Raw genomic sequence first — 21,591 nt, forward strand, 5'->3', positions numbered from 1 at the left:
CCCCGACGGCGGCAAAGGCATACGCGTCTTCGCCAAAGCGCCCTTCTAGCGGCCTGCACCTGACGCAAGTTTCCCAGCCTACCTCTGATACGCTCGTATCGTTTGAACGCAGAACCGAGTATCCGCCTTGCGCAGGAAGCGGTCTTTGCAAAGTTTGACCGTTGCGCCAAAGCGGTCATTGGGCGACAATGCAGCGAAAGTCGGCAGTGAGCCCAATGTGCATGATGCTGCGTTTTTCACCAATGGCTGCCTTTGCGTTTGATAAGAAAGAAGTGCTTACACCTAGCGGGGGTTCAGTCTGGGTTCAGGTGCCATAATTTGGCCTTCCTTGTCATTTATCTGAACGCAATGAAACGACGGAGGTGTAATGCGATGGAACAGACAATCGAAGAGCGACCAGCAAAATTTGGATTGGTTGGCTTCATGCTGGGTATTGCTAGCCTCGTCGTTATTCTCATACAACTTTCTGCATTTTTTGAGCCGCAAGAGAAGAGTAGCGGTTCGATTATTGGTGAGATAGCAGCGGACATAAAGCAATCAGCCGCACGTGCATTGACAGGGGATTCAGCCCCAGAGCCCACTCCGGCACCTCAAGATTACAGCCAGTTAGTCACAATTGCCGCGCTCTGCGTGGCAGGTCTAGCGGTCGTACTTGGCGGCATAGGACTATACAGAAATGAACCACATCGGCTTTCATATATGGCCGTTGGCATCGGCGTTTCAGCCTTTGTTATGCAGTATGTGTTCTGGATGGCGATCCTGATTTGCGGAGTGGCCTTGCTCATTAGTATTATTGGTAATCTCGACAGTATTTTCGGCTAGGCGCAGAAAAAGTCATCTACAAAACCGACCTTCGTCGTTCAGTACTTGATGTCCGCTTCGTCCGCATCGAGACCTTTCCGCTAGCCTAGCGCATGTGTCCGCTTTTGCCTTCCGCGCCGTGCCGCCACACGTCCGCCTCGGGCTGAAAGCGGTCATCTGACACTTCCTGTCACGATCGTTGCAACCCGGAGTCAGGGCCTGCTTTCACGCGGGCATTTTAGGTCAGGTGCAGAACACGAGAGCGTTTCCCGCTTTCCTTGAAACAAGGCATCGCCAATGTCGCGAGAACGTCGAAGGCGTGGCAGGGTTTTGGTGATCCAAAACAAACAGGACACACTTCAGAGCGCACGCAGCGTTAACCTGAGTCTGTTAACAGGTCTTAACGTTTGGGCGGTGCACAGGGGGTGCACGCTTTGTGCACGCATGTCACCCCCCGCTTTTTCGCCGCCAGAGCGTGGTTAACCACACCGCGCGCTGGCTTTGTTTTGAGGTCCGAAGCGGGTTAGCCCGCCTCGTTTGACCAGCCTGCAACGGCCTTCACTTCGAGGAAATCTTCCAGCCCCCAAGTGCCGCCTTCGCGGCCATTGCCTGACTGTTTCATCCCGCCAAAAGGCGCGCCTGCGCCACGGCTCTGACCGTTCATTTCCACCATGCCGGAGCGCAAGCTGCGCGCCATACGGTTGAGCCGCGCGCCGTCTTGTGTCTGCACATAATTGGTCAGGCCATAGACCGTGTCATTGGCCATTTGCACGGCCTCTTCCTCGGTCTCAAACGCCATGATCGACAGCACAGGCCCGAAGATTTCTTCGCGCGCGATTGTCATATCAGGGGTCACATCGGCAAAGACCGTCGGGCGCACATAATAGCCTTTGTTCAGCCCCTCTGGGCGGCCCGTGCCGCCCGCCACAAGGCGCGCGCCTTCATCGATCCCTGTCTGGATGAGATCCTGAATTTTGCCCCACTGCACCGCATTGACCACAGGCCCAATGTGGCGGCCTTCTTGGCTGGCGGGGCCAACCGAGACTTTGGCCGCAACTTCTGCAGCAGTTTCAACGGCTTGGTCATAGATCTCGCGCTGCACAAGCATACGGCTTGGCGCGTTGCAGCTCTGGCCTGTGTTGTTCATCATGTGCAAAACACCGCGCTTCACGGCCTTTTCATCGGCATCTGCAAAGACAAGATTTGCGCCCTTGCCGCCCAGCTCAAGGCTCACGCGCTTGAGCGTATCCGCCGCTGACTTGCTGATCAGCTTGCCCGCGCGTGACGAGCCTGTGAAGCTGACCATGTCGACATCTGCGTGGGCTGTCAGCTGGCTGCCAACGCCTGCGCCATCGCCGTTCACAAGGTTGAAAACGCCCGCAGGGAAGCCCGCTTCATGCATCATTTCGGCAAAGAGCATCGCATCAAGCGGTGTCTCTTCCGAGGGCTTGAGCACCATGGTGCAGCCCGCAATAGCCGCCGCGCCGACCTTGAGCGTGACCTGGTTCATCGGCCAGTTCCAAGGCGTAATCAGCGCCGCAACGCCGACCGCTTCATGGATGATACGGTCGTTTGGCGCATGGTCTCCCAAGGGGCCTTCAAACTCGAATGTCTTTGCTGCGCGGATGAAGTTCGAAAGGTGCCAGCTGCCCGCAGTCGCCTGTGAGCCTTTGGCCATATCAATCGGCGCCCCCATCTCTTGCGAGATAACCGCCCCCATCTCTTCACTGCGCGCCTGATACACCTCAAGCAGCTTTTCAACCTTGGCAATACGCTCTGCCACAGGCGTCGCCATCCAGCCCGGCAAGGCGGCTTTTGCAGCGGCAACCGCCGCGTCGCTATCGGCCTGACCACCCAATGAAATCACAGCGAAAGGCTCTTCTGTTGAAGGGTCGATGACGTGGTGGTCCTTGCCATCTTGCGGCTTGACCCACTGGCCGTTGATGTAAAAGTCGCGTTTCTCGATCATCTGAACTCTCCCAAGAATTTTGAGGCACTTTGTCACCCCGTCGCATTCGCTGCAAGTCACCCCTTACACTTGGACGCAACGTGAATATATACATTCGGAAAGTCGAATTTATCGACCGAGATTCACACATAAGGAGTTACGCTATGGGCCTTCGTATCAACGACATCGTTCCAAATTTCACCGCAAACACAGATCAGGGCGAGATCAAGTTTCACGACTGGATCGGTGACAGCTGGGCGATTCTCTTCTCGCACCCGAAAGATTTCACACCCGTTTGCACAACCGAGTTTGGCGCTGTGTCACAGCTTGGCGCAGAATGGGAAAAGCGCGGTTGCAAAGTGATTGGTCTTTCCGTTGACAGCGTCGAAGAGCACCACGGCTGGAAGAAAGACATCGAGAGCTATTCAAGCGCGAAAGCGGGCTTCCCCATCATCGCAGATGAAGACCTCGCCGTGTCAAAAGCCTTTGATATGCTGCCCTCAGAAGCCTACCTACCCGATGGCCGCACAGCCGCCGATAGCGCTTCAGTCCGCTCTGTCTTCATCATCGGCCCAGACAAGCAGCTCAAGCTGTCCATGACATACCCGATGAACGTGGGCCGCAACTTTGCCGAAGTTCTGCGCGCGCTCGACGGCCTGCAAATGGCCAACGGCAACGGCGTGGCAACACCCGCCGACTGGAACATCGGCGATGATGTCATCATCCCGACATCCGTGTCAGACGAAGATGCAAAAGCCAAGTTTGGCGCTTTTGAAACAGTCTTCCCCTACCTGCGCAAAACCGCAGCCCCCAAGTAAGACACAGCCTGCGCGCCGCCAACAACGCGGCGCGCAGCACCCCACCCGATTAAGTCTTTAAGCGCAGAGCCGTTTCGGGCACTCTCACAGCGATTCTTCCGAACCGTGATGTGAGACCAAGATGCGCACGCTCCTTTTCCTCGTAATGGCTCTGTCTGTAACAGTGGCGCAGGCCGATGAGGCCCCTGTCGGGGCGCACCTCGACATCGAACTGAACGCGGCCACACAGACAGATACAGGCTGCCAGCTGTCTTTTCTCATCATCAACGGCCACGACCAAGACATTGCCAAAGCGGTCTATGAAACTGTGCTTTTTGACACCGCAGGCGCGGTCGCCCAAATGACCCTTTTTGATATGGGCGAGTTGCCCGCAGCCCGCCCTCGCGTGCGCCAGTTCGTCCTGCCCAATACATCCTGCGACGCGCTCGGGAAGCTGCTGTTCAACGGCGCACAGATCTGCGAAGCCGAGAGCCTTTCGGCCAGCGCTTGCACAGCGGGCCTCACCCTTCGCAGCCGAACTGCGCTGGAGGTTATAGGATGACCACGCTGATGACATCGCTCAGCCAAATTGCCGCTTTGGGCGGCCCTGTTGTGCTCATACTGCTCGCTGTTTCGGTGCTTACACTCGCGCTCATGCTCTACAAGCTCTGGCAGTTTCGGGCGTCTTCGGTCGGGCGCCACCATGCACTGCGCCAAGCACTGATAGCTTGGGATGACGGCAACACAGCAAAGGCCCACGACACGCTTGCAACGTCAAAGAGCTACCTTGCCCCGCTCATCGCCGATGGCTTTGCCAGCGCCCCGCGCGCGCGGCTCACAGCCGAGGCCGAAGCACGCTTTGCAAAGCTCGAGAGCGGCTTTCGCGCCATGGACACTGTCGCGCAGCTTGCGCCGCTGCTGGGCCTCTTTGGCACAGTTCTGGGCATGATTGACGCCTTTCAATCTCTCCAATCAGCAGGAAGCCAGGTTGACCCGTCCCTACTCGCTGGCGGCATCTGGGTTGCCCTGCTGACAACAGCTGTTGGCCTCGCCGTTGCCATGCCCACCGCCGTTGCCTTGAGCTGGTTCGAAGCTCGGATGGACGTCGAGCGGGTATTTGCTGACATGGCCATCCAAACCATTTGCGCCCCAAAAACGCGCCCAGCTGATGCTTAGAGCCGTTCGCAGGCGCAGACGACTTTCGATGACATCCCTTATCGATGTTATCTTTCTGCTTTTGCTGTTCTTTATGTTGTCATCCACATTTTCGCGGTTTGCCGAGGTCGAGCTTTCGGCCTCTGGCGCAGGAAGCGCCAGCGCCGACACGCCGCCTCTTTTTGTACAGCTCAGCCCCGAAAGCCTCACGGTCAACGGCACGTCACAGAGCCTCGAAGGCCTCAGTTTGCCCGAAGGGGCAAGCCGCGTGCTGATTGCCCTGAAAGCCGACGTGACGGCCCAGAGGCTCACCGATCTGCTGGTCGCTCTGCGCGGCATTGGCGGGCTGTCGGTCACTGTGCTGACAGCGGGGTGAGATATGGCAAATCCGCTGCGCAAACCCAGGAGCCCCACCCGCCTCGAGCCCACAATCGCACTGATCAATATTGTCTTTCTCATGCTGATCTTCTTTCTGATCGCAGGCACAATAGCTGCGCCCCTCAGTTCGGATTTAAAGCTTGTCAACACCGCCGATCTGGACGGGGCCGAGCCGCCCGATGCGCTTGTCTTATCCTCTGAAGGCGCTCTGAGCTTTCAGGGAGACCCCATCAGCCCTGCTGAGTACGTTGCAGGCCTAAGCCAAGCAGAGCGCGCAACAGTCCGCCTTGTGCCTGACCGCGCCGCGGCGGCAGCAGACCTCGTGAGGATCGGCGCTGAACTGCGCAATGCAGGCGCTTTGTCGGTGCGCATCGTGACTGAAAGAGCCGTGCAATGATCGCATCATCCGTCACAGCAAAGGCGCTTACATTTGGTCTCGCTCTGGCGCTACATGGCGCAGTGCTGTGGGGGATATCCCGCCCTGCACAAGACGCCAAAACAGAGGGGGCCAGCGCCGCAATCGAAACGCGCTTGGGTGACAGCTTTGCCGACATGACAGCTGGTGTGCTCACACCAGTGCCCACGCAGACCGCAGCCATACAGCCCACACAGCAAATGAGCGCGGCCAAACCCGTAAGCGCCCTGCCCGCTGCACGCCCCACGGTACAGGCGGCACCCCCCAGCCAACCCGCAACGGCTCAAGCCCTTGCAGAGCCCAGCCCGGCGCAGTCACTCCGCCCCGCAGCAAGACCCAAGTCTGTTGAAGCGAAGGCCCCACCTAAGGCTAAGCCAAAACCCGCGAAACCAAAAACAAGCGCTAAAAAAACCACTGTCAAAGGCGCAAGTGACGGCAAAGCAAAAGCCGCCGTAAAACAGAAGTCGACGGGAAGCGCCGCGACAAAGGCAAAGGGCAATGCGGCAGCACAGAACTATCCCGGCCGCGTCATGCGTAAAATCTCCCGCGTGCCCAAGCCGCGTGTTGGCTCAACCGGGACTGCAACGGTTCGCTTCACCATCGCCGCAAATGGCGGGCTCGCCTCAGCCTCTATCGCCCGTAGCTCGGGCGTAGCATCACTTGATCGCGCGGCGCTAAAGGTCATCCAGCGCGCGGCCCCCTTTCCAAAGCCCCCAACAGGTGCGCAGCGTAGCTTTACGCTTAAGATCAAGGGGGCACCCTAGCGAAAACGGCCACACCCCGTGAGGGCGCGGCCGTTTGCCTGTTTGTTTAAGGGCGCCTATTTCTCGGCGTCGAGCAAACCTGACTTAAACATCAAGCCCGCAGCCAACGCCCCGAGAATAGGCGCTACGATAAAGAGCCAAAGCTGGCTGATCGCCCCAGCCCCTGCAAAGAGGGCCGGGCCAATGGACCGGGCCGGGTTGACCGAAACACCTGTAATCTTGATCCCCACAAGGTGGATCACCACCAGCGTTATGCCGATGGCCAATCCTGCCATAGACGAGGGCGCACCTGCGCCTGTGGCTCCAAGGATCACAACAACAAAAAGAAACGTGGCCACAAGCTCAAACAAGAAGGCAGACGCCATAGCGTATTCGCCAAGGTAGCCCGCGCCCCAGCCGTTTTGGCCAAGCCCGTTCGCAGCGACTGTATAGTCAGCCTTGCCTGTCGCAATGATCATGAGAACCAGCGCCGCAACACTCGCGCCGCATATCTGTGCAATAATGTACTGCACAGCCTCAGCCATCTTCATACGCCCAGCCGCGACAGCTCCAAGCGAAACCGCAGGATTGATATGGCAACCAGACACTGGCCCAATGCCGTAAGCCATCCCGATAAGCGCAAAACCGAAAGCAAGCGAAATACCCGCCAGCCCGATGCCCGTTGTGCCATCAGCACCCGCAATCACGGCGGCGCCACACCCGAACAAAACAAGTGTAAACGTGCCAATAAACTCAGCTGTCATTTTTTTCATGGGTCTGTTCCCTCCCGAACTCATAACCAACAAAAAAACGATGCTGTAACCCACTTCATTAAAAACGGGGAAAATTGGGCATCTCGCACCCTAAACGAAAAAAGCCCCGGCATTCACGCCGGGGCTTTCCTCTTAGTCGTGTGAGGAAATTACTCTTCTGACTTTTCTTCTGGCGCGATTTCTTCACCAGTTGTCTGATCAACCATCTTCATGGCGAGACGCACTTTGCCGCGATCGTCAAAGCCCAAGAGCTTCACTTTCACATCCTGGCCTTCTTTCAGAACATCTGAAGGGTGGTTCAGGCGACGATTTTCGATTTGCGAAACATGCACAAGGCCGTCGCGCTTACCGAAGAAGTTCACAAACGCGCCGAAGTCGACGATTTTGACAACTTTGCCGTCATAGATCTGGCCTTCTTCAGGCTCTGCCACGATCGAGTGGATCATGTCATAGGCCTTCTTGATGGCCTCGCCGTTTGGCGATGCGATCTTGATGATGCCTTCGTCGTTGATATCGACTTTAGCGCCTGAAACTTCAACGATCTCACGGATGACTTTGCCGCCCGAGCCAATCACTTCACGGATTTTGTCCGTTGGGATCTGCATGGTCTCGATACGTGGTGCGTGGATCGAGAAATCCTGCGCGCCATCAATCGACTTGTTCATCTCTTCAAGGATATGAAGGCGGCCCGCTTTCGCTTGGTCGAGGGCTTTTTCCATAATCTCTTGTGTGATGCCGGCAACCTTGATGTCCATCTGCAACGAGGTGATGCCTTCGGCAGTACCCGCTACTTTGAAGTCCATATCGCCGAGGTGATCTTCGTCACCCAAGATATCGGTGAGAACCGCATAGGAACCGTCATCTTCAAGGATGAGACCCATAGCAACACCGGCAACAGCCGCTTTAAGCGGAACACCCGCGTCCATCATGGACAAGGAGCCACCACAAACAGACGCCATTGAAGACGAACCGTTTGACTCAGTGATCTCAGAAACGAGGCGCACTGTGTAAGGGAAGTCTGTCGGCGCAGGCAAAACAGCCTGAAGCGCACGCCAAGCCAGCTTACCATGGCCGATTTCGCGGCGTCCGGGAGGGCCCACGCGGCCAGCTTCACCAACCGAATAGGGAGGGAAGTTGTAGTGCAGCAGGAAGTTTGATTTGAAGTTGCCGTGCAGCGCGTCGATGAACTGTTCGTCATCGCCCGTGCCGAGTGTTGTGACAACAAGACCTTGCGTCTCACCACGTGTGAAAAGCGCTGAGCCGTGTGTACGTGGCAGAAGGCCTGTTTCGCAAACAATCGGGCGCACTGTGTCGAGGGCACGGCCATCGATACGCTTGCCTGTTTTGACAACGTCACCACGCAGAATGCCAGCTTCAAGCTTCTTGAGAGCCGAACCAAGGTTCGCATCTGCAAGCTGCTCGTCTGTCAACGCGTCAGTGATCACTGTGCGCGCAGCAGAAACGGCGGCTGTGCGCTCTTGCTTGTCTGTCAAAGCAAAGGCTGCACGCATGGCTGTTTCGCCAGCAGCTTTCACCGCTTCGTAAAGCTCGGTGTACTCTGGGGGCTGGAAGTCAAACGGCTCTTTGGCCGCTGATTCCGCCAGGTCGATGATCAAGTCGATCACAGGCTGGATCTGCTCGTGAGCAAATTTCACCGCGCCGAGCATTTCCGCTTCGGTCAGCTCATAAGCTTCTGACTCAACCATCATCACGGCGTCTTTTGTACCCGCAACAACAAGGTCAAGACGCTGCTCTGGGTTCATGCGCAGGTCTTGCATGTCGTCAACCGTTGGGTTGAGCACATACTCGCCTTCTGTGTAACCCACACGGCAAGCCGCGATTGGGCCCATGAACGGTGCGCCAGAGATCGTCAGAGCCGCTGAGGCCGCGATCATCGCAACCATGTCAGGGTCATTGACGAGGTCGTGGCTAAGCACGGTACACATCACCAGAACTTCGTTTTTGAAACCAGGAACAAACAGCGGGCGGATCGGACGGTCGATCAGGCGGGCTGTCAGTGTTTCTTTTTCAGTCGGGCGTGCTTCACGCTTGAAAAAGCCGCCAGGCACTTTGCCGGCCGCATAGTATTTCTCTTGGTAGTGAACCGTCAGCGGGAAAAAGTCTTGGCCCGGCTTTGGTTGCTTGGCGAATGTCACGTTGGCCATGACAGATGTTTCGCCGAGTGTTGCGATGACGGAGCCATCGGCTTGGCGGGCAACTTTGCCCGTTTCGAGCGTAAGCGTTTCTTCGCCCCACTCCATGGTCTTCTTCGTAATGTTGAACATTTTCGTTTCCTGTGTCGGAGCGCTCACGGGCGTATCCCGTGTCTCCTGTTTGAATGGCGGCCCCATTGCCGCCGACCCCTTTGGTATCCTAATTGAAGCGCTGGGGTCGTGGCGCCACGTCTCAGATGAGCCGCCCTTACAGGAGTTTTGCGCCTATTGAAAGCGTTTTAGCAGATCAGCCTTTGTTCCAAGCCGTGCAATTATGCTCATCAGATGGTGGCAAATATTTTAAAATCGCTTAGAGTTTGCAGGGTCTTTTTAGTTAGGTTTGTGATGGTTCGGTTCTGCATTTCTGTTATCGCGTTTATCTTGCTCAGCGGCCTGCCGGGCCTTGCACAGGCAGATAAACCCAAAATCCTCGCCATCGGCGACAGCCTTATGGCTTGGCACAGGGGGGAAGACCTTTCTATCGCCGACAAGCTGGCGGAAGAGCTTGGTGAACCTGTGCTCAACCGTGCTATTTCTGGCGCGCGGATCATCTACGGCCTACCCGTCACTGGCGCGATGGGGCTACGCATCTCAAGCCAGTTCCGCGAGCGTGAACGCTACGACTGGGTGATCGTAACAGGCGGTGGCAACGACTTTATGTTCGGATGCGGCTGTGGGAAATGTGAGCGCCGAATGGACCGAATGCTGACCGATGACACCATGCGCGGAGATGTCGTGAGCCTGATTGCCCAGATCCGCAAGACCGGCGCACGCGTGATTTATCTGGGCTACCTTCGCAGCCCCGGCACAGGTTCTCCCATCGAAAGCTGCAAGAATGAGGGCGACACCTTCGAAGCAAGGCTTGCCAGGCTTGCCAGCCGGGACAAGGGGGTCTTCTTCCACTCCATCGCAGATCTTGTACCGTCCGGCGACCGCAGCTTTCACAGCGTCGACATGATCCACCCGTCCAAGAAGGCCAGCGCCATCATTGGCGCTCAAATCGCCGAGATCATCAAAAGCGCTGATCGAACCCGCTAGTCAAAACACAGGGCCCAAAAGAAAACCGCGCCCCAGTGGGACGCGGTCTCTTACTCTGGCGCTGGCGAGCGTCTTAGCGACGGATGCCGAGCTTTTTGATGAGGTCCTGATAACGGGCCTCTTCTTTGCCACGCAGAAAGTCGAGCAGCTTACGGCGCTGTGCAACCATCTTGAGAAGACCACGGCGGCCGTGGTTGTCTTTTTTGTGGGTCTTGAAATGCTCTGTAAGCGTCGTGATCCGCGATGTCAGGATAGCAACCTGAACTTCGGGTGAGCCTGTATCGCCTTCTTTGGTGGCGAACTCTTTCATGACGCGGGCTTTTTCTTCAACAGTGATCGACATCGGGATCTCCTTTGTATTTAAGGGTTCGGGCACGAGCCGGGATGTCGTCCAGCAAGGTCCATAGGATATGCAAAGCCGCAAAACAGCTTAGCAAGAGCGCCGTATAGGCGGATTCTGTCATGTTGGAAAGACTTTTCAGACAACGCCAGCCTCCGCAGGGCTGGCCCACAGCCCACCAAACAGTAAAGCAGCATCACTTTCAGCCATAATGGATAGATCACTCAGCATGATCTCCATATCCGACGTCACCGCAGCAATCAGTTCTCCATTCATCTGAACATGCGTGACCGTTGGATCCAGTGCATCCGTCAAAAGGCGGATTTCAGGGTCATCGTCCCCTGCAAGAGCATCATCAAAGACAATGATCAACCGATCCTCCAAGACGTTAAAGTCTGTAATTTGGGCTTCCTCGTCCTCAGCAATCCAATCTCCGATAAAGATCGTGTCCGCGCCAGTGCCAGACGTGACAACATCAAGACCGCCTGCAACGACTTCGTCGTCGCCGCCTCCACCGTTCAGATAATCCTGTTCTGCCGCGCTTGGCTCTCGGCCATCCAACAGGTCATCACCCCAACCACCAAACAGGGTGTCGAGCCCGAGGCCACCAATCAATGTGTCGTTACCAAGCCCACCGTGCAGAGCATCGTCACCCTCATCGCCCCAGAGCAGATCGTCGCCAGCGCCACCGTATACTGTGTCCGCACCTGCGCCGCCAGACAGCGTATCGCTGTCAGAATGCCCAAAAAGAGAATCATCACCCGCGTCCCCGCGCAAGACATCATCGCCGGTTTCCCCATGAACGGTGTCCGCGCCACGACCACCGCTAACGAGGTCATCGCCCTCCCAGCCATGCAACTCATCGTCTCCATCACCACCGTCGATGGTATCAGCGCCCGCATAGCCATTGATTTGATCTGCGCTATCGGTGCCCGAAATAGCCTCGTCATCACTATCACCAGACAAAATAACACCAACATCAGGGTCACCCGGTGGCACGACAGCCCCGAAAACATCTTCGTCTTCCTCGCTGCCATCAAAGCCCAAGAAGACTGTCGCGCCGACCAGCGCCATACCCATTAAACCAGCCAGTAACATCATGACCGCACTCCACACAAAACCTCACCGATATGGCCCGAAAAACGCACCATACCCAAAAGTATAGGCACAAAGCCGTTAACGGCGGCTTTGGATTTCCTGAACAATTTGCGAGGCCCAATCGCCTATCACGGGAATGAACTCGATCTGTGAGGCCCACCACACAACCATCGAAACGAGAAGCGAAGCCCCAAGCACAGAGCCCAGCCCAAAGGCCAACCCGCGCATCAGCTGAAAGCCCAGCAAGCGCCACATCGAGCTGTGGATGCGCACAAATCGATGGGTGTTAAGACGTTCAAGCTCTTGCGTCAGGCGCTCAACTGCATGTTTCATCTCGATGTCAGACTGCTCGCCCATCCCATACCCCTTTTTTCAAAACCACCGCTCTGGCTGCTGTGTATAGGCAATATAAAGGGGATGTTTTGGGTGGCCAGCCTTTGTGAGCCCAAGGTGAAAAACTGGGCGACCCGTTTCACGCAACAAAGCCTCAACAACCTGGCCGCGCTGCAAATGTTCGCCGTGTGCGCCCCATGCTGCGATAATCTGATCTGCCCACGCACAGCTTTCCAGAATGACAGCATCATTTTCAACGCCAACCGGCTCTTTCGCAGCACGCATTTTTTTGGGGTCAGTGTCGCGCCATGCGAAAATATTGGTCACACGAAAACCGCCAAATCCGAGCGCACGTGCACGCCGTTCGCAGCGCTCCACTGTCGGGTCGTTTTGCACCTCGGTCGCAGTCGACGGGTTGAGCATCAGGAAAAGAGCTTTTCTAGCCTCAGGCTCCCACACACGGGTGAGCGAATAGCGGTATTGCTCACAGTCGGAATAGACAGCCGTCGATGGCGCGTCTCCCTTGGTGTGCGTACGCGTGATCATGCACGCCAGTCAAAGAAGCCTTTGCCCGCCCGCTCCAGGAGCTTTGCTGCCATCTCGCGCCCAAGCGCAGCCCCGTCTTCAACGGGCGCAGTCGCATCCTCGTTCAAGGCTTCGCTTCCATCCGGGCGCAGCACCTCGCCACGCAGGCGCAGCGTGGCCCCGTCAAGCTCGGCAAGGCCCGCAATCGGCGTTTCACAAGACCCGTCAAGCGCAGCCAGAAAAGCCCGTTCCGCCGCAAGCCGCTGGCCTGTCGGCGTATGATGGATGGCTGCCAGCATATCGGCCACACGAGAATCATCTCCACGCCGCTCGATACCGATCGCCCCTTGCGCCACGGCGGGCAACATATCTGTCACCTCAACCGGAGTCGCAGGCACTTGGCCAATCATGCCCAAGCGCGTAAGCCCTGCCATCGCCAGAAACGTTGCATCCGCCACGCCATCTTCCAGCTTTTTGAGCCGCGTCTGCACGTTGCCGCGAAACTCGGCCAGCATCAGGTCGGGGCGCTTCACCGCCAGTTGCGCGCGGCGGCGCAGACTTGAGCTGCCCATCACAGCCCCCGCAGGCACATCAGCCAAGGATTTGTATTTAAGGCACACAAACGCATCGCGTACATCTTCGCGCGGCAGATATGTATCCAGCAAAAGCCCGCTGGGCTGCAATGTCGGCATATCCTTCATCGAGTGCACCGCGATGTCGATGCTACCGTCCAGCAGCTGCTCTTCGATTTCTTTGGTAAACAGCCCCTTGCCGCCAAGTTCCTTCAACGGCTTGTCCTTGGCGATAAGCGCCGCATCGTCGCCCGTTGTTTTAATCACGACAATCTCAAAGGCCTCATGCGCCAGATCAAAGGCAGCCGCCAAACGTGCGCGGGTTTCATAGGCCTGTGCAAGAGCCAGCGGCGAACCGCGTGTGCCAATCTTGAGGGGCGCGTCGGGGGTGGGAAGAGCTTTTACCATACCCCCTGTTAGACGCGGCGCTTTGTCCTTTCAAGCGGCTCTTGCTTGACATCGCGCCGCAGCCAAGGGACGAACGACCAACCCAAGAGGAGTTTGACATGGCCGAGCAAAAGAAAATCCTGCGCGCTTTGGCGGGCGAAACGCTTGAAACGCCCCCAATCTGGATGATGCGCCAAGCTGGGCGCTATCTTCCTGAGTACCGCGCAACACGCGCAGAGGCCGGTGATTTTCTTTCACTTTGCTATAATTCCGAGCTGGCTTGCGAGGTTACCTTGCAGCCGATCCGCCGCTACGGCTTTGATGCTTCGATTCTCTTCGCCGACATTCTGCTGGTGCCGCAAGCTCTTGGCGCGGACCTCTGGTTTGTGACAGGAGAAGGCCCACGCCTCTCCACCATCACAGATAAGGCCGGCTTTGACGCCCTCAAGCCTGCAGATGCGATCCATGAACACCTCGCACCAATCTATGAAACGGTGCGCTTGCTCAGCCGCGAGCTTCCTGCCGAAACGACCCTTATCGGCTTTGCTGGCGCGCCCTGGACTGTCGCGACCTACATGATCGCGGGTCGAGGCACACCCGACCAAGGGCCAGCCCATGCTCTCAAAGATGGCAACCGCGATGTGTTTGAGGCGCTTTTGGAGCGTATCACGGATGCGACCATTCTCTATCTCTCCGAGCAAATCAAAGCTGGCGCCGAAGTTGTTAAGATCTTTGACAGCTGGGCAGGCTCGCTCAAAGGCGATGACTTTGTGAACTATGCCATCAAGCCAGCGGCGCGTATCACCGCAGCGCTTAAAGCAATGCACCCCGACACACCCATCATCGCCTTCCCGCGTGGCGCAGGCGAGCGCTATGTCGGCCTGCATGAAGCCATCGGAGCTGATTGTATTGCGCTGGATGATGGCGTTACCGCCGAATGGGCCGCAGCCAACGTTCAAACAGGCGGCTGTGTCCAAGGGAACCTCAAGTCCTCCCACATGGTCACAGGCGGAGACGACCTCGTGCGCGAAACCCGCAAAATTGTGGAGGCCCTCAAGAACGGCCCCCACATCTTCAACCTCGGCCACGGCATCACACCTGATGCAGACCCTGAGAATGTCCAACTGATGATTGACACGGTCAGAGGCGCATAAACCTAAAGACCTTGATGAATGAAAAGGGCCAGCGCATCGCTGGCCCTTTTTTGTTATTTCACCTCGCCGGTGGGCCTTGGTGTTTCCGCAGTTTCTGCTGGCAAAACAGGATACACCACTTCAGGCATCTCACCCGTCAAGCTGACGAGAAATGCAGTGATCTTGTCTGCCTCGTCGTCAGTCAGATCTTCACCAAGCTGACTTTCTCCCATGATTTGCACAGCGGTTTTCAAATCCCATACAAGGCCAGAGTGAAAGTAAGGCGCAGTCTGGTCGATGTTGCGCAAAGGCGATGCGCGGAAGACATATTCATCGTCTGCCGTTTCGGTGACGGCAAAGCGCCCCTTGTCATCCGGCGGCAAAATATCGGCTCCAGGTTTCTCGATCAGTCCGAAGGGATAGTAGCCATTGCCGCCAAGGTTGATCCCGTTGTGGCAAGAGGCGCAGCCCTTCTCGATAAAGAGCTCAAGCCCCGCTGTTTGCACATCGGTCATCGCCGCATCATCGCCGTTTAGCCAAGCATCAAAAGGTGCCGGGGTGATCAGGGTTGCCTCATAGGCCTCGATTGCCTTGGCGAAGTTGTCAAACGTCACAGGGTCTGCTTCCGCAGGGAAAGACGCTTGGAACCAGTCCACATATTGCGGCATCGAGTTCAGTGTCGCGATCACATTCTGAGGCGTATTGGCCATTTCGACGCCCGCTTGCACCGGCCCTTTGGCTTGCTCTGCCAAGTCAGGTGCGCGCCCGTCCCAGAACTGCGCTTCGTTGAAAACCGAATTCAGAACAGTGGGCGAGTTGCGCGGCCCCTTTTGCCAGCCATGCCCAATCGACGTTGGCATGTTGTCATCACCGCCAGTGGCGAGATTGTGGCAGGAGTTGCAAGAAAAAACGCCCGAGGCTGACATGCGCGGATCAAAAAACAGCGCCTTGCCCAAGTCTATCTTCGCGGGTGTAATTGGATTGTCTTTCACCGCAGGGATCGTTGAAGGCAGCGGCGCGAACAGATCCAGCGCTTCGTTGCGCAGCTCACTGGCCAGAGCCGCGCTGCCTGAGGCAAGCGCCAATGCGGTGGTCGATGTTAATAGGAAATGTCTCATGCTTGAATAGGCCTCCATAGGGTTGAAAGCAGAGTTAAGTTTGAGCGCGTTTCCTTATGTCACAGTTATATTCCGAATCACGGATGTAACGATATGACCTAGGTCAAATCCACTTCGCCAAAGGCGGCAAGCTCATCAAAACAGCGTTGGCATCATGCCCTGTTTCAAGGCCAAATTTGGTGCCGCGATCATAGACAAGGTTGTACTCCGCATAGAGCCCTCGGTGCACCAACTGCTGATCTTTCTCCGCCTCACCCCAAGGCTGGCTCATCCGCTTCTCGGTGAGCGGCACAAACGCGGGTAGAAACGCACGGCCAATATCTTGAATGAAGCCAAAATCAGCCTCCCAATCCCCCGTGTTGTGATCATCAAGGAAAATTCCGCCCACGCCACGCGCACGCTTGCGATGTGGAATATAGAAATACTCGTCAGCCCATTCTTTCAGGCGCGGATAGATATCGCTTCCGTGCCTGTCACAATGGTCTTTCTGAACCGCGTGAAAATGGGCCGTGTCCTCGGAATATTCGATGCAAGGATTGAGATCGGAGCCCCCCCCAAACCACCAGCCATGCGGCGTCCAGAACATGCGTGTGTTCATATGGACAGCGGGGCTGTGCGGGTTTTGCATATGCGCAACAAGGCTAATGCCAGAGGCCCAGAAGCGTGGGTCATCAGCCATGCCTGCCAGACCTTTGCGCGCGGCCATCGCCGCTTGTGCGCGGCTGCCAAGCGTGCCGTAAACGGTGGAAATATTCACACCGACTTTCTCGAACACACGCCCCCCGCGCATCACAGACATAAGCCCACCACCCGCATCCGCGCCATCATCTGAAGCGCGTGTGGTTTCTGTCACCTCAAAGCGGCCAGCAGGCGCTTCGCCGCCAAAACTGTCTTCAAGCCCCTCAAAGGCTGCCACAATGTCGTTGCGCAGTTCGCGAAACCAGCCGCTTGCGCGCGCCTTTTCATCTGTCATGTTGCTCATCGTATGCTCCTTAGTGGGCCGGGGCCGTGACCGGATCAAGCAGAGTGCGACCGCCGTCGACCGTTAGCACCTGCCCCGTCATAAAACTCGCACCATCCGAGGCCAAAAACTGCACAGCTTCGGCAAGCTCGGTGGGGCTGGCGATGCGCCCCATGGGCGTACCCTTTTCAATCACCGCCCTGAAATCGGGGTGATCCTTGAGATGCTCTTGCAGGCTTGCACTCATCACCGAACCCATGGCCACCGCATTGACCCTGATCCGATCAGGTGCAAGCGCAACCGCCAAGGAGCGTGTCATCTGCTCCAAAGCCGCGTTGGAAATGGACAGTGCCATCAACTGCGGGTGAGCACGACGCGACAGTATAGAAGACAAGTTGATGATAGAGCCCGCTGGCCCCTCGCCATTGTCATCCTTGGATTGCTTGATCATCCGCTTGGCAATCAGCTGGCTCAGGCGCAGCGAAGCCATCAAATTTTGCTCTAGCGCCATTTCGACAGCGTCGTCATCAGGGTTCAACGGATCAGACGCGACAACCTGCCGCGATGCATTCACCAAAATATCGACGCGATCAAAGGCATCAATCGTTGCAGACAGCAGGTTGGCCAAGGTCAGCTTCTCACGCAAGTCGCCCGCAAACGCGCGGATCGGGCTGTCTTCCTCTTGGGTGCCAACCTCTTTTGTCAGCGCCTCGTCGTCCATATCCGCGAACATTACATTCGCACCTTTATCGACAAAGTGCCGAGCAATCGCGAGGCCAACGCCGTTGGCAGCCCCCGTCACAATCGCTGTTTTTCCAGTCACTGAAAGCGACATATTGCGCTCCTCTCATCGAATCTCAAAGCCGAAGCTGGCCGAAGTGGTAGCGCAAAACGTCAGCGCTTGCGAGACGGCTTTGCGGCATGAATAAGCTTGAAGCGGCTGTTGCCACCCTCAAGCTCCTCTACAAAACCGAACCGTGCCCGCAGAACCTCCTCATACGGCAGGTGGCGGTTGGCCACCATATAGAGGTGCCCAACGCCCTTCAGAGCAGCCGCCGCCGATGTGATAAAGGCTTGCCCCAACTCGGGAACACCCTTGCGCCCGGTGTGGAACGGCGGGTTCATCACAACGGTATCGAGTGAAGCACGCGGCTGCCAGCGCGTCGCATCGGCCCAATGGAACTGTGCGCGCGTATCCGTAATGTTTTGCTTTGCACAGTTCAGCGCAGCACGGCTCGCCTCGACAAGATGCAGCGTTTCAATCGCTTGACGCTCCAAAATCGTACGCGAGAGATAGCCCCAACCTGCGCCGAGGTCAGCCACTTCTTTCCCAAGCTTCTCAGGCAAAACCGCCGCCAACAGGCGTGAGCCCTCATCTGCCTTTTCTGCCGAGAAAACACCGGGAACAGTGAAGAAACCATCGGTGTTCTCACCGCCTTTGCCTGCGTCCAACCAGTCATCAACAACTGCTGGAGATGTGAGTTGGCAGGTGAAAATCTTGCCGTGTGCCTTGCTGTAGGCTGCAGAGCAGTCGCCACGCTTGCGCAGCTCTTTGAAATGGCTGTCAATGCCATCGGTCTTGACACCATCGACAATAAATTGCCCGCCCGTCAGCCCTGCGGCCTGCGCAAAAAGCACACGCCCCTCAAGCCGCCCACGCGGAACAAACACAATAACCGCTGCCGCTGTTTCTGGCAGGCTGGACAGCACCGTATAACCTTGCGCCTCATAAGAGTTGGCAGACGCCACATCATCACACACGAGCAAAAGGCGCTCGGCAGGCAAACCTGCGAGGCTTTGCCCCGAGGCGCCCAAAACAACAATTTCGCCAACCTCAGGCAGGCTCACATGCCCCGCCTCAAGCGCGAGCGACAACCGCGTATCCATCATGTCTCAAATCCCTTCAGGGCGAGGCTGTGCCTCACTCCTTTTCCATCGTGCATTGCAGCGGGTGCTGGTGTTGGCGCGCAAGATCCATCACCTGCGTCACCTTTGTCTCGGCAATCTCATGGGAGAAAACACCCACAACCGCAAGCCCGCGCTTATGCACTGTCAGCATAATCTCAAACGCCTGGGCATGATCCATGCCAAAGAAGCGCTCCAGAACATGCACCACAAATTCCATCGGTGTGTAATCATCGTTCAGAAGCATGACCTTATAGAGCGGTGGCCGCTTCGTCTGAGGCTTCACCTTAGTGATGACCGAGCTGTCGCCCTCGTCATCCCTATCGTCGCCCATTCGAATGATCACACTCTCTTGCATCAGCCCTGACATTTCATGCTTCATACATTCTGCTCTATATAACGCTTGAGGCCGCGCTGAAAAGAGGGTCAGCAAAACTCTCTGCAAATGGCAGTGTGTCTTGCGCGCGCCTGGCTCGCAGAATGTTTGCGCACGTACCTTACCCAATAATCTCAAAACGGTTCACATCCACCAGCCCGCGGTCTGTGATTTTGAGGTTCGGGATAACAGGTAGCGCCAGAAACGCGAGTTGCAGGAAAGGCTCATGCAGCTGAACCTCAAGGCTCGCTGCCGCCGCACGCAGCGGGATAAGCTGTTCGCGCACTGCCTCAAAGCTCTCAAGGCTCATAAGGCCCGCCAATGGCAACGCCAGCTCAGCCAGTATCTCTCCGTTTTCAACAACAACAAATCCACCCTCAATCTCGCCCAGGCGATTGGCCGCCAGCGCCATATCGTCATAGCTGGCGCCCACAACGGCGATATTGTGGTGATCATGGCAGACAGTCGAAGCAATCGCCCCGCGCTTGAGCCCGAACCCGCGTACAAAGCCCGTGGCAATGTTCCCGTTCTTACCATGCCGCTCAATAACGGCAATCTTGACAAGATCACGCGCCACATCGGGCCTCTTGTCACCGTCAACGATCGGGATCTCTTCGTGAAGGTGTTCCGTGATGATCTTGCCTTCAATGATCCCGATCACATCTGTGTCCGTGCGGTTGCCACCCGTACGAAAGGCTTCTGCCGTAACACGTGGAGCCTTCACCGACGCCCGCCCAACGGGGCTGACACTGCGGCGTGCCGCAAAAGCGGTATCGCCCACATATACGCCCGCGGCCCAAACCATTTGTGCATCACAGGCTTCAAGGCTCTTCACAGCCACAATATCAGCGCGTTTCCCCGGCGCAATCTGGCCACGATCTTTGAGGCCAAAGGCCTCCGCTGCCGAAAGGCTCGCAGCACGATACACCGCACGCGGGCTACAGCCACGCTCAATGAGCCTGCGGATCATGTAGTCCAGATGGCCCTGCTCGGCGATATCCAGCGGATTTCGGTCGTCTGTACAGAGGCACATGTAAGGCGATGTAAAATCATCCAGCAACTCTGCCAGCGCTTCCAAGTCCTTGCTCACAGATCCCTCGCGGATCAACACACGCAGCCCTTTTTGAAGCTTCTCGCGCGCTTCTTCAGCACTCGTGGCTTCATGCTCAGTGCGAATACCTGCACTCACATAGGCGTTCAGATCGGTCCCGGACAAAAGCGGTGCATGCCCGTCGATGTGCTGGCCCGCAAAAAGCTTGAGCTTGGCCATGATCCCCGCATCGCGGTGAATAACACCAGGGTAGTTCATAACCTCGGCCAAACCACTCACCTGCGGATGCCCCATAAGCGGCTTCAAATCCTCCGCCTCGATACGCGCACCAGCGGTTTCCATTTCGGTTGATGGCACACAGGAGCTGAGGTTCACCCGCAAATCCATGAGCAGACACTCGGCCGCATCTAGAAAATACTGCAGTCCTTTGACGCCAATCACGTTGGCGATCTCATGGGGATCGCAAATCGCCGTGGTCACACCACGAGGCGTCACGCATCGGTCAAATTCGAATGGTGTGACAAGAGAGCTTTCCACATGCAAGTGCGTGTCAATGAAGCCGGGAACAAGCTTAAGACCCGTTACATCAATGATCTCTGCCGCCTCATGCGCAGCTCCGATGCCAGCGATCACGCCCTGAAATATCGCCACATCGCCCGCAATGAGCGCGCCTGTCACCACATCAAAAACCTCGCCACCGCGCAAAACAGTATCGGCAGGCCGCTCCCCGCGAGCAACGGCAATAAGTTCTTCTAGCTCAGGTTTCACGTGCCGCATTCTGCGCCTCTCCGAGCCAGCCCAGGCCCTCAATTGTTGTGCCGCGCGGATGATACTCGCAGCCTACCCAGCCTGCATAGCCCGCCGCATCAAGTGCTGCAAACATGGCGCCAAATCCAACAGGCTCATGGCGCTCCGGCACGCCTGCAATTTGGATATGCGCTGTGACGGGGAGTACCTCCGGCAGGCTTGTAAGGGCGTCGCCATGGGTACGCTGGTGATGGTAAATATCCCACTGTAGCGCGACATTTTCGTGATCAATCCTGCCCAAGATCTCCAGCGCTTGATCGGTCTGGCTAAGAAAATAACCAGGCATGTCAAAACCATTGATCGGCTCGATCATCACCAAACAGTCAAGCTGCGCCAGCCTGTCTGCTGCGCGACGTATATTGCTGATATAACCAGCCTCCGCCCGCACTCCCTCGGCAAGACCCGCCATGCAATGCACCCGTTTCGCCCCCAGTGCCTGCACATAGCGCGCAGCGGTCTCAAGCCCCGCGCTAAATTCGGCTTCGCCGCCAAGCAAGGCGGCAATCCCACGCGACCCGGCCTCCCAATCCCCCGGAGGCAAATTGAAGACAGAAAGCTCTAACGCATTCTCATCAAGCTTCCGTGCCAGCATGTCAGGCGCATAGGCATAGGGAAATAGAAACTCTACCGCGTTAAACCCTGCTGCGCGCGCCGCTGCAAAGCGCTCCTCAAACGGCAGTTCCGTAAACATCATCGAAAGGTTCGCAGAAAAATGCGGCATGTC

Annotated in this window: 24 protein-coding genes; 9 read left to right on the forward strand and 15 right to left on the reverse strand. The window is 56.8% G+C overall.

All coding sequences use genetic code 11. The annotated features are described in order from the left end of the window. Positions 1 to 372: 372 nt before the first annotated feature. The gene (locus ACTG3X_RS07420) at positions 373 to 822 is read left to right on the forward strand and encodes a hypothetical protein (RefSeq protein ID WP_439110615.1); all 450 of its coding nucleotides are present in this window, start codon (positions 373 to 375) and stop codon (positions 820 to 822) included. 502 nt (positions 823 to 1,324) lie between these two features. Here the strand turns inward: ACTG3X_RS07420 and ACTG3X_RS07425 are convergent. Beyond that, the gene (locus tag ACTG3X_RS07425) at positions 1,325 to 2,770 is read right to left on the reverse strand and encodes an aldehyde dehydrogenase family protein (RefSeq protein WP_439110616.1); all 1,446 of its coding nucleotides are present in this window, start codon (positions 2,768 to 2,770) and stop codon (positions 1,325 to 1,327) included. A 143-nt stretch (positions 2,771 to 2,913) separates the two neighbouring features. On the opposite strand from ACTG3X_RS07425, the gene ACTG3X_RS07430 reads away from it, so the two are divergent. The 6 genes from ACTG3X_RS07430 to ACTG3X_RS07455 all read left to right on the forward strand — a co-directional run bounded on the left by ACTG3X_RS07430 (position 2,914) and on the right by ACTG3X_RS07455 (position 6,258). Then, complete coding sequence (locus ACTG3X_RS07430) at positions 2,914 to 3,567, forward strand: peroxiredoxin (RefSeq protein ID WP_439110617.1); 654 nt, start codon at positions 2,914 to 2,916, stop codon at positions 3,565 to 3,567. A 121-nt stretch (positions 3,568 to 3,688) separates the two neighbouring features. Continuing rightward, positions 3,689 to 4,108, forward strand: coding sequence for a hypothetical protein (locus ACTG3X_RS07435; RefSeq protein WP_439110618.1), 420 nt, complete (start codon positions 3,689 to 3,691; stop codon positions 4,106 to 4,108). Next, entirely contained in the window at positions 4,105 to 4,722 is a 618-nt protein-coding gene (locus ACTG3X_RS07440) for a MotA/TolQ/ExbB proton channel family protein (RefSeq protein ID WP_439110619.1), read from the forward strand. Before ACTG3X_RS07435 ends, ACTG3X_RS07440 begins: the two co-directional genes overlap by 4 nt. Positions 4,723 to 4,750: 28 nt before the next feature. Next, on the forward strand, positions 4,751 to 5,077 hold the full coding sequence (locus tag ACTG3X_RS07445; protein ID WP_439110620.1) for a biopolymer transporter ExbD: 327 nt from the start codon (positions 4,751 to 4,753) through the stop codon (positions 5,075 to 5,077). A gap of 3 nt (positions 5,078 to 5,080) precedes the next feature. Continuing rightward, positions 5,081 to 5,476, forward strand: a complete 396-nt coding sequence (locus tag ACTG3X_RS07450; RefSeq protein ID WP_439110621.1) for an ExbD/TolR family protein — start codon at positions 5,081 to 5,083, stop codon at positions 5,474 to 5,476. After that, the gene (locus ACTG3X_RS07455) at positions 5,473 to 6,258 is read left to right on the forward strand and encodes a TonB family protein (protein WP_439110622.1); all 786 of its coding nucleotides are present in this window, start codon (positions 5,473 to 5,475) and stop codon (positions 6,256 to 6,258) included. The genes ACTG3X_RS07450 and ACTG3X_RS07455 overlap by 4 nt, the downstream gene beginning before the upstream one ends. Positions 6,259 to 6,314: 56 nt before the next feature. Here ACTG3X_RS07455 and aqpZ read toward each other — a convergent pair whose 3' ends face one another. After that, on the reverse strand, positions 6,315 to 7,010 hold the full coding sequence (aqpZ, locus tag ACTG3X_RS07460) for an aquaporin Z (RefSeq protein WP_439110623.1): 696 nt from the start codon (positions 7,008 to 7,010) through the stop codon (positions 6,315 to 6,317). A 149-nt stretch (positions 7,011 to 7,159) separates the two neighbouring features. Then, positions 7,160 to 9,295 carry a polyribonucleotide nucleotidyltransferase gene (pnp, locus tag ACTG3X_RS07465; protein ID WP_439110738.1) on the reverse strand — a complete coding sequence of 712 codons (2,136 nt, stop codon included), beginning with the start codon at positions 9,293 to 9,295 and terminating at the stop codon, positions 7,160 to 7,162. A 273-nt stretch (positions 9,296 to 9,568) separates the two neighbouring features. Between pnp and ACTG3X_RS07470 the strand changes: the two genes are divergently transcribed. Next, positions 9,569 to 10,261 (forward strand): SGNH/GDSL hydrolase family protein, encoded by a 693-nt coding sequence (locus ACTG3X_RS07470; RefSeq protein WP_439110624.1) that lies wholly within the window; start codon positions 9,569 to 9,571, stop codon positions 10,259 to 10,261. Positions 10,262 to 10,334: 73 nt separating this feature from the next. On the opposite strand, the gene rpsO is transcribed toward ACTG3X_RS07470, so the two are convergent. The 5 genes from rpsO to hemC form a co-directional block, all read right to left on the reverse strand. After that, positions 10,335 to 10,604: a 30S ribosomal protein S15 gene (rpsO, locus tag ACTG3X_RS07475; protein ID WP_439110625.1), complete on the reverse strand. Its 270-nt coding sequence runs from the start codon at positions 10,602 to 10,604 to the stop codon at positions 10,335 to 10,337. Between the two features lie 135 nt (positions 10,605 to 10,739). After that, positions 10,740 to 11,702 carry a calcium-binding protein gene (locus ACTG3X_RS07480; RefSeq protein WP_439110626.1) on the reverse strand — a complete coding sequence of 321 codons (963 nt, stop codon included), beginning with the start codon at positions 11,700 to 11,702 and terminating at the stop codon, positions 10,740 to 10,742. A 75-nt stretch (positions 11,703 to 11,777) separates the two neighbouring features. Continuing rightward, positions 11,778 to 12,056 (reverse strand): DUF5665 domain-containing protein, encoded by a 279-nt coding sequence (locus ACTG3X_RS07485; protein ID WP_439110627.1) that lies wholly within the window; start codon positions 12,054 to 12,056, stop codon positions 11,778 to 11,780. 15 nt (positions 12,057 to 12,071) lie between these two features. Continuing rightward, positions 12,072 to 12,578 (reverse strand): DUF1643 domain-containing protein, encoded by a 507-nt coding sequence (locus tag ACTG3X_RS07490; RefSeq protein ID WP_439110628.1) that lies wholly within the window; start codon positions 12,576 to 12,578, stop codon positions 12,072 to 12,074. Then, the gene (gene hemC / locus ACTG3X_RS07495; protein WP_439110629.1) at positions 12,575 to 13,537 is read right to left on the reverse strand and encodes a hydroxymethylbilane synthase; all 963 of its coding nucleotides are present in this window, start codon (positions 13,535 to 13,537) and stop codon (positions 12,575 to 12,577) included. Before hemC ends, ACTG3X_RS07490 begins: the two co-directional genes overlap by 4 nt. A 98-nt stretch (positions 13,538 to 13,635) precedes the next feature. Here hemC and hemE point away from each other — a divergent pair, with 98 nt between their 5' ends. Further along, positions 13,636 to 14,670 (forward strand): uroporphyrinogen decarboxylase, encoded by a 1,035-nt coding sequence (gene hemE, locus ACTG3X_RS07500; protein WP_439110630.1) that lies wholly within the window; start codon positions 13,636 to 13,638, stop codon positions 14,668 to 14,670. Positions 14,671 to 14,723: 53 nt separating this feature from the next. On the opposite strand, the gene ACTG3X_RS07505 is transcribed toward hemE, so the two are convergent. The 7 genes from ACTG3X_RS07505 to ACTG3X_RS07535 all read right to left on the reverse strand — a co-directional run bounded on the left by ACTG3X_RS07505 (position 14,724) and on the right by ACTG3X_RS07535 (position 21,588). After that, the gene (locus ACTG3X_RS07505) at positions 14,724 to 15,767 is read right to left on the reverse strand and encodes a cytochrome-c peroxidase (RefSeq protein ID WP_439110631.1); all 1,044 of its coding nucleotides are present in this window, start codon (positions 15,765 to 15,767) and stop codon (positions 14,724 to 14,726) included. Between the two features lie 103 nt (positions 15,768 to 15,870). Next, on the reverse strand, positions 15,871 to 16,749 hold the full coding sequence (hemF, locus tag ACTG3X_RS07510) for an oxygen-dependent coproporphyrinogen oxidase (RefSeq protein ID WP_439110632.1): 879 nt from the start codon (positions 16,747 to 16,749) through the stop codon (positions 15,871 to 15,873). 10 nt (positions 16,750 to 16,759) lie between these two features. Next, positions 16,760 to 17,563, reverse strand: a complete 804-nt coding sequence (locus ACTG3X_RS07515) for an SDR family NAD(P)-dependent oxidoreductase (protein WP_439110633.1) — start codon at positions 17,561 to 17,563, stop codon at positions 16,760 to 16,762. 59 nt (positions 17,564 to 17,622) lie between these two features. After that, the gene (locus ACTG3X_RS07520) at positions 17,623 to 18,618 is read right to left on the reverse strand and encodes a class I SAM-dependent methyltransferase (protein WP_439110634.1); all 996 of its coding nucleotides are present in this window, start codon (positions 18,616 to 18,618) and stop codon (positions 17,623 to 17,625) included. 31 nt (positions 18,619 to 18,649) lie between these two features. Next, positions 18,650 to 18,967, reverse strand: coding sequence for an ATP-dependent Clp protease adapter ClpS (gene clpS, locus ACTG3X_RS07525; protein ID WP_439110739.1), 318 nt, complete (start codon positions 18,965 to 18,967; stop codon positions 18,650 to 18,652). Positions 18,968 to 19,130: 163 nt separating this feature from the next. Next, complete coding sequence (ade, locus tag ACTG3X_RS07530) at positions 19,131 to 20,837, reverse strand: adenine deaminase (protein WP_439110635.1); 1,707 nt, start codon at positions 20,835 to 20,837, stop codon at positions 19,131 to 19,133. After that, the gene (locus tag ACTG3X_RS07535; RefSeq protein WP_439110636.1) at positions 20,818 to 21,588 is read right to left on the reverse strand and encodes a hydroxypyruvate isomerase family protein; all 771 of its coding nucleotides are present in this window, start codon (positions 21,586 to 21,588) and stop codon (positions 20,818 to 20,820) included. The genes ade and ACTG3X_RS07535 overlap by 20 nt, the downstream gene beginning before the upstream one ends. Positions 21,589 to 21,591: the final 3 nt, after the last annotated feature.

It is taken from the genome of Lentibacter sp., assembly GCF_965658795.1.
GTDB lineage: Bacteria > Pseudomonadota > Alphaproteobacteria > Rhodobacterales > Rhodobacteraceae > Lentibacter.

Coding starts and splice junctions, on each gene's coding strand:
- ACTG3X_RS07420 (WP_439110615.1), top strand. CDS start 373: ATGGAACAGACAATCGAAGAGCGACCAGCAAAATTTGGATTGGTTGGC.
- ACTG3X_RS07425 (WP_439110616.1), bottom strand. CDS start 2,770: ATGATCGAGAAACGCGACTTTTACATCAACGGCCAGTGGGTCAAGCCG.
- ACTG3X_RS07430 (WP_439110617.1), top strand. CDS start 2,914: ATGGGCCTTCGTATCAACGACATCGTTCCAAATTTCACCGCAAACACA.
- ACTG3X_RS07435 (WP_439110618.1), top strand. CDS start 3,689: ATGCGCACGCTCCTTTTCCTCGTAATGGCTCTGTCTGTAACAGTGGCG.
- ACTG3X_RS07440 (WP_439110619.1), top strand. CDS start 4,105: ATGACCACGCTGATGACATCGCTCAGCCAAATTGCCGCTTTGGGCGGC.
- ACTG3X_RS07445 (WP_439110620.1), top strand. CDS start 4,751: ATGACATCCCTTATCGATGTTATCTTTCTGCTTTTGCTGTTCTTTATG.
- ACTG3X_RS07450 (WP_439110621.1), top strand. CDS start 5,081: ATGGCAAATCCGCTGCGCAAACCCAGGAGCCCCACCCGCCTCGAGCCC.
- ACTG3X_RS07455 (WP_439110622.1), top strand. CDS start 5,473: ATGATCGCATCATCCGTCACAGCAAAGGCGCTTACATTTGGTCTCGCT.
- aqpZ (WP_439110623.1), bottom strand. CDS start 7,010: ATGAAAAAAATGACAGCTGAGTTTATTGGCACGTTTACACTTGTTTTG.
- pnp (WP_439110738.1), bottom strand. CDS start 9,295: ATGTTCAACATTACGAAGAAGACCATGGAGTGGGGCGAAGAAACGCTT.
- ACTG3X_RS07470 (WP_439110624.1), top strand. CDS start 9,569: ATGGTTCGGTTCTGCATTTCTGTTATCGCGTTTATCTTGCTCAGCGGC.
- rpsO (WP_439110625.1), bottom strand. CDS start 10,604: ATGTCGATCACTGTTGAAGAAAAAGCCCGCGTCATGAAAGAGTTCGCC.
- ACTG3X_RS07480 (WP_439110626.1), bottom strand. CDS start 11,702: ATGATGTTACTGGCTGGTTTAATGGGTATGGCGCTGGTCGGCGCGACA.
- ACTG3X_RS07485 (WP_439110627.1), bottom strand. CDS start 12,056: ATGGGCGAGCAGTCTGACATCGAGATGAAACATGCAGTTGAGCGCCTG.
- ACTG3X_RS07490 (WP_439110628.1), bottom strand. CDS start 12,578: ATGATCACGCGTACGCACACCAAGGGAGACGCGCCATCGACGGCTGTC.
- hemC (WP_439110629.1), bottom strand. CDS start 13,537: ATGGTAAAAGCTCTTCCCACCCCCGACGCGCCCCTCAAGATTGGCACA.
- hemE (WP_439110630.1), top strand. CDS start 13,636: ATGGCCGAGCAAAAGAAAATCCTGCGCGCTTTGGCGGGCGAAACGCTT.
- ACTG3X_RS07505 (WP_439110631.1), bottom strand. CDS start 15,767: ATGAGACATTTCCTATTAACATCGACCACCGCATTGGCGCTTGCCTCA.
- hemF (WP_439110632.1), bottom strand. CDS start 16,749: ATGAGCAACATGACAGATGAAAAGGCGCGCGCAAGCGGCTGGTTTCGC.
- ACTG3X_RS07515 (WP_439110633.1), bottom strand. CDS start 17,563: ATGTCGCTTTCAGTGACTGGAAAAACAGCGATTGTGACGGGGGCTGCC.
- ACTG3X_RS07520 (WP_439110634.1), bottom strand. CDS start 18,618: ATGATGGATACGCGGTTGTCGCTCGCGCTTGAGGCGGGGCATGTGAGC.
- clpS (WP_439110739.1), bottom strand. CDS start 18,967: ATGGGCGACGATAGGGATGACGAGGGCGACAGCTCGGTCATCACTAAG.
- ade (WP_439110635.1), bottom strand. CDS start 20,837: ATGCGGCACGTGAAACCTGAGCTAGAAGAACTTATTGCCGTTGCTCGC.
- ACTG3X_RS07535 (WP_439110636.1), bottom strand. CDS start 21,588: ATGCCGCATTTTTCTGCGAACCTTTCGATGATGTTTACGGAACTGCCG.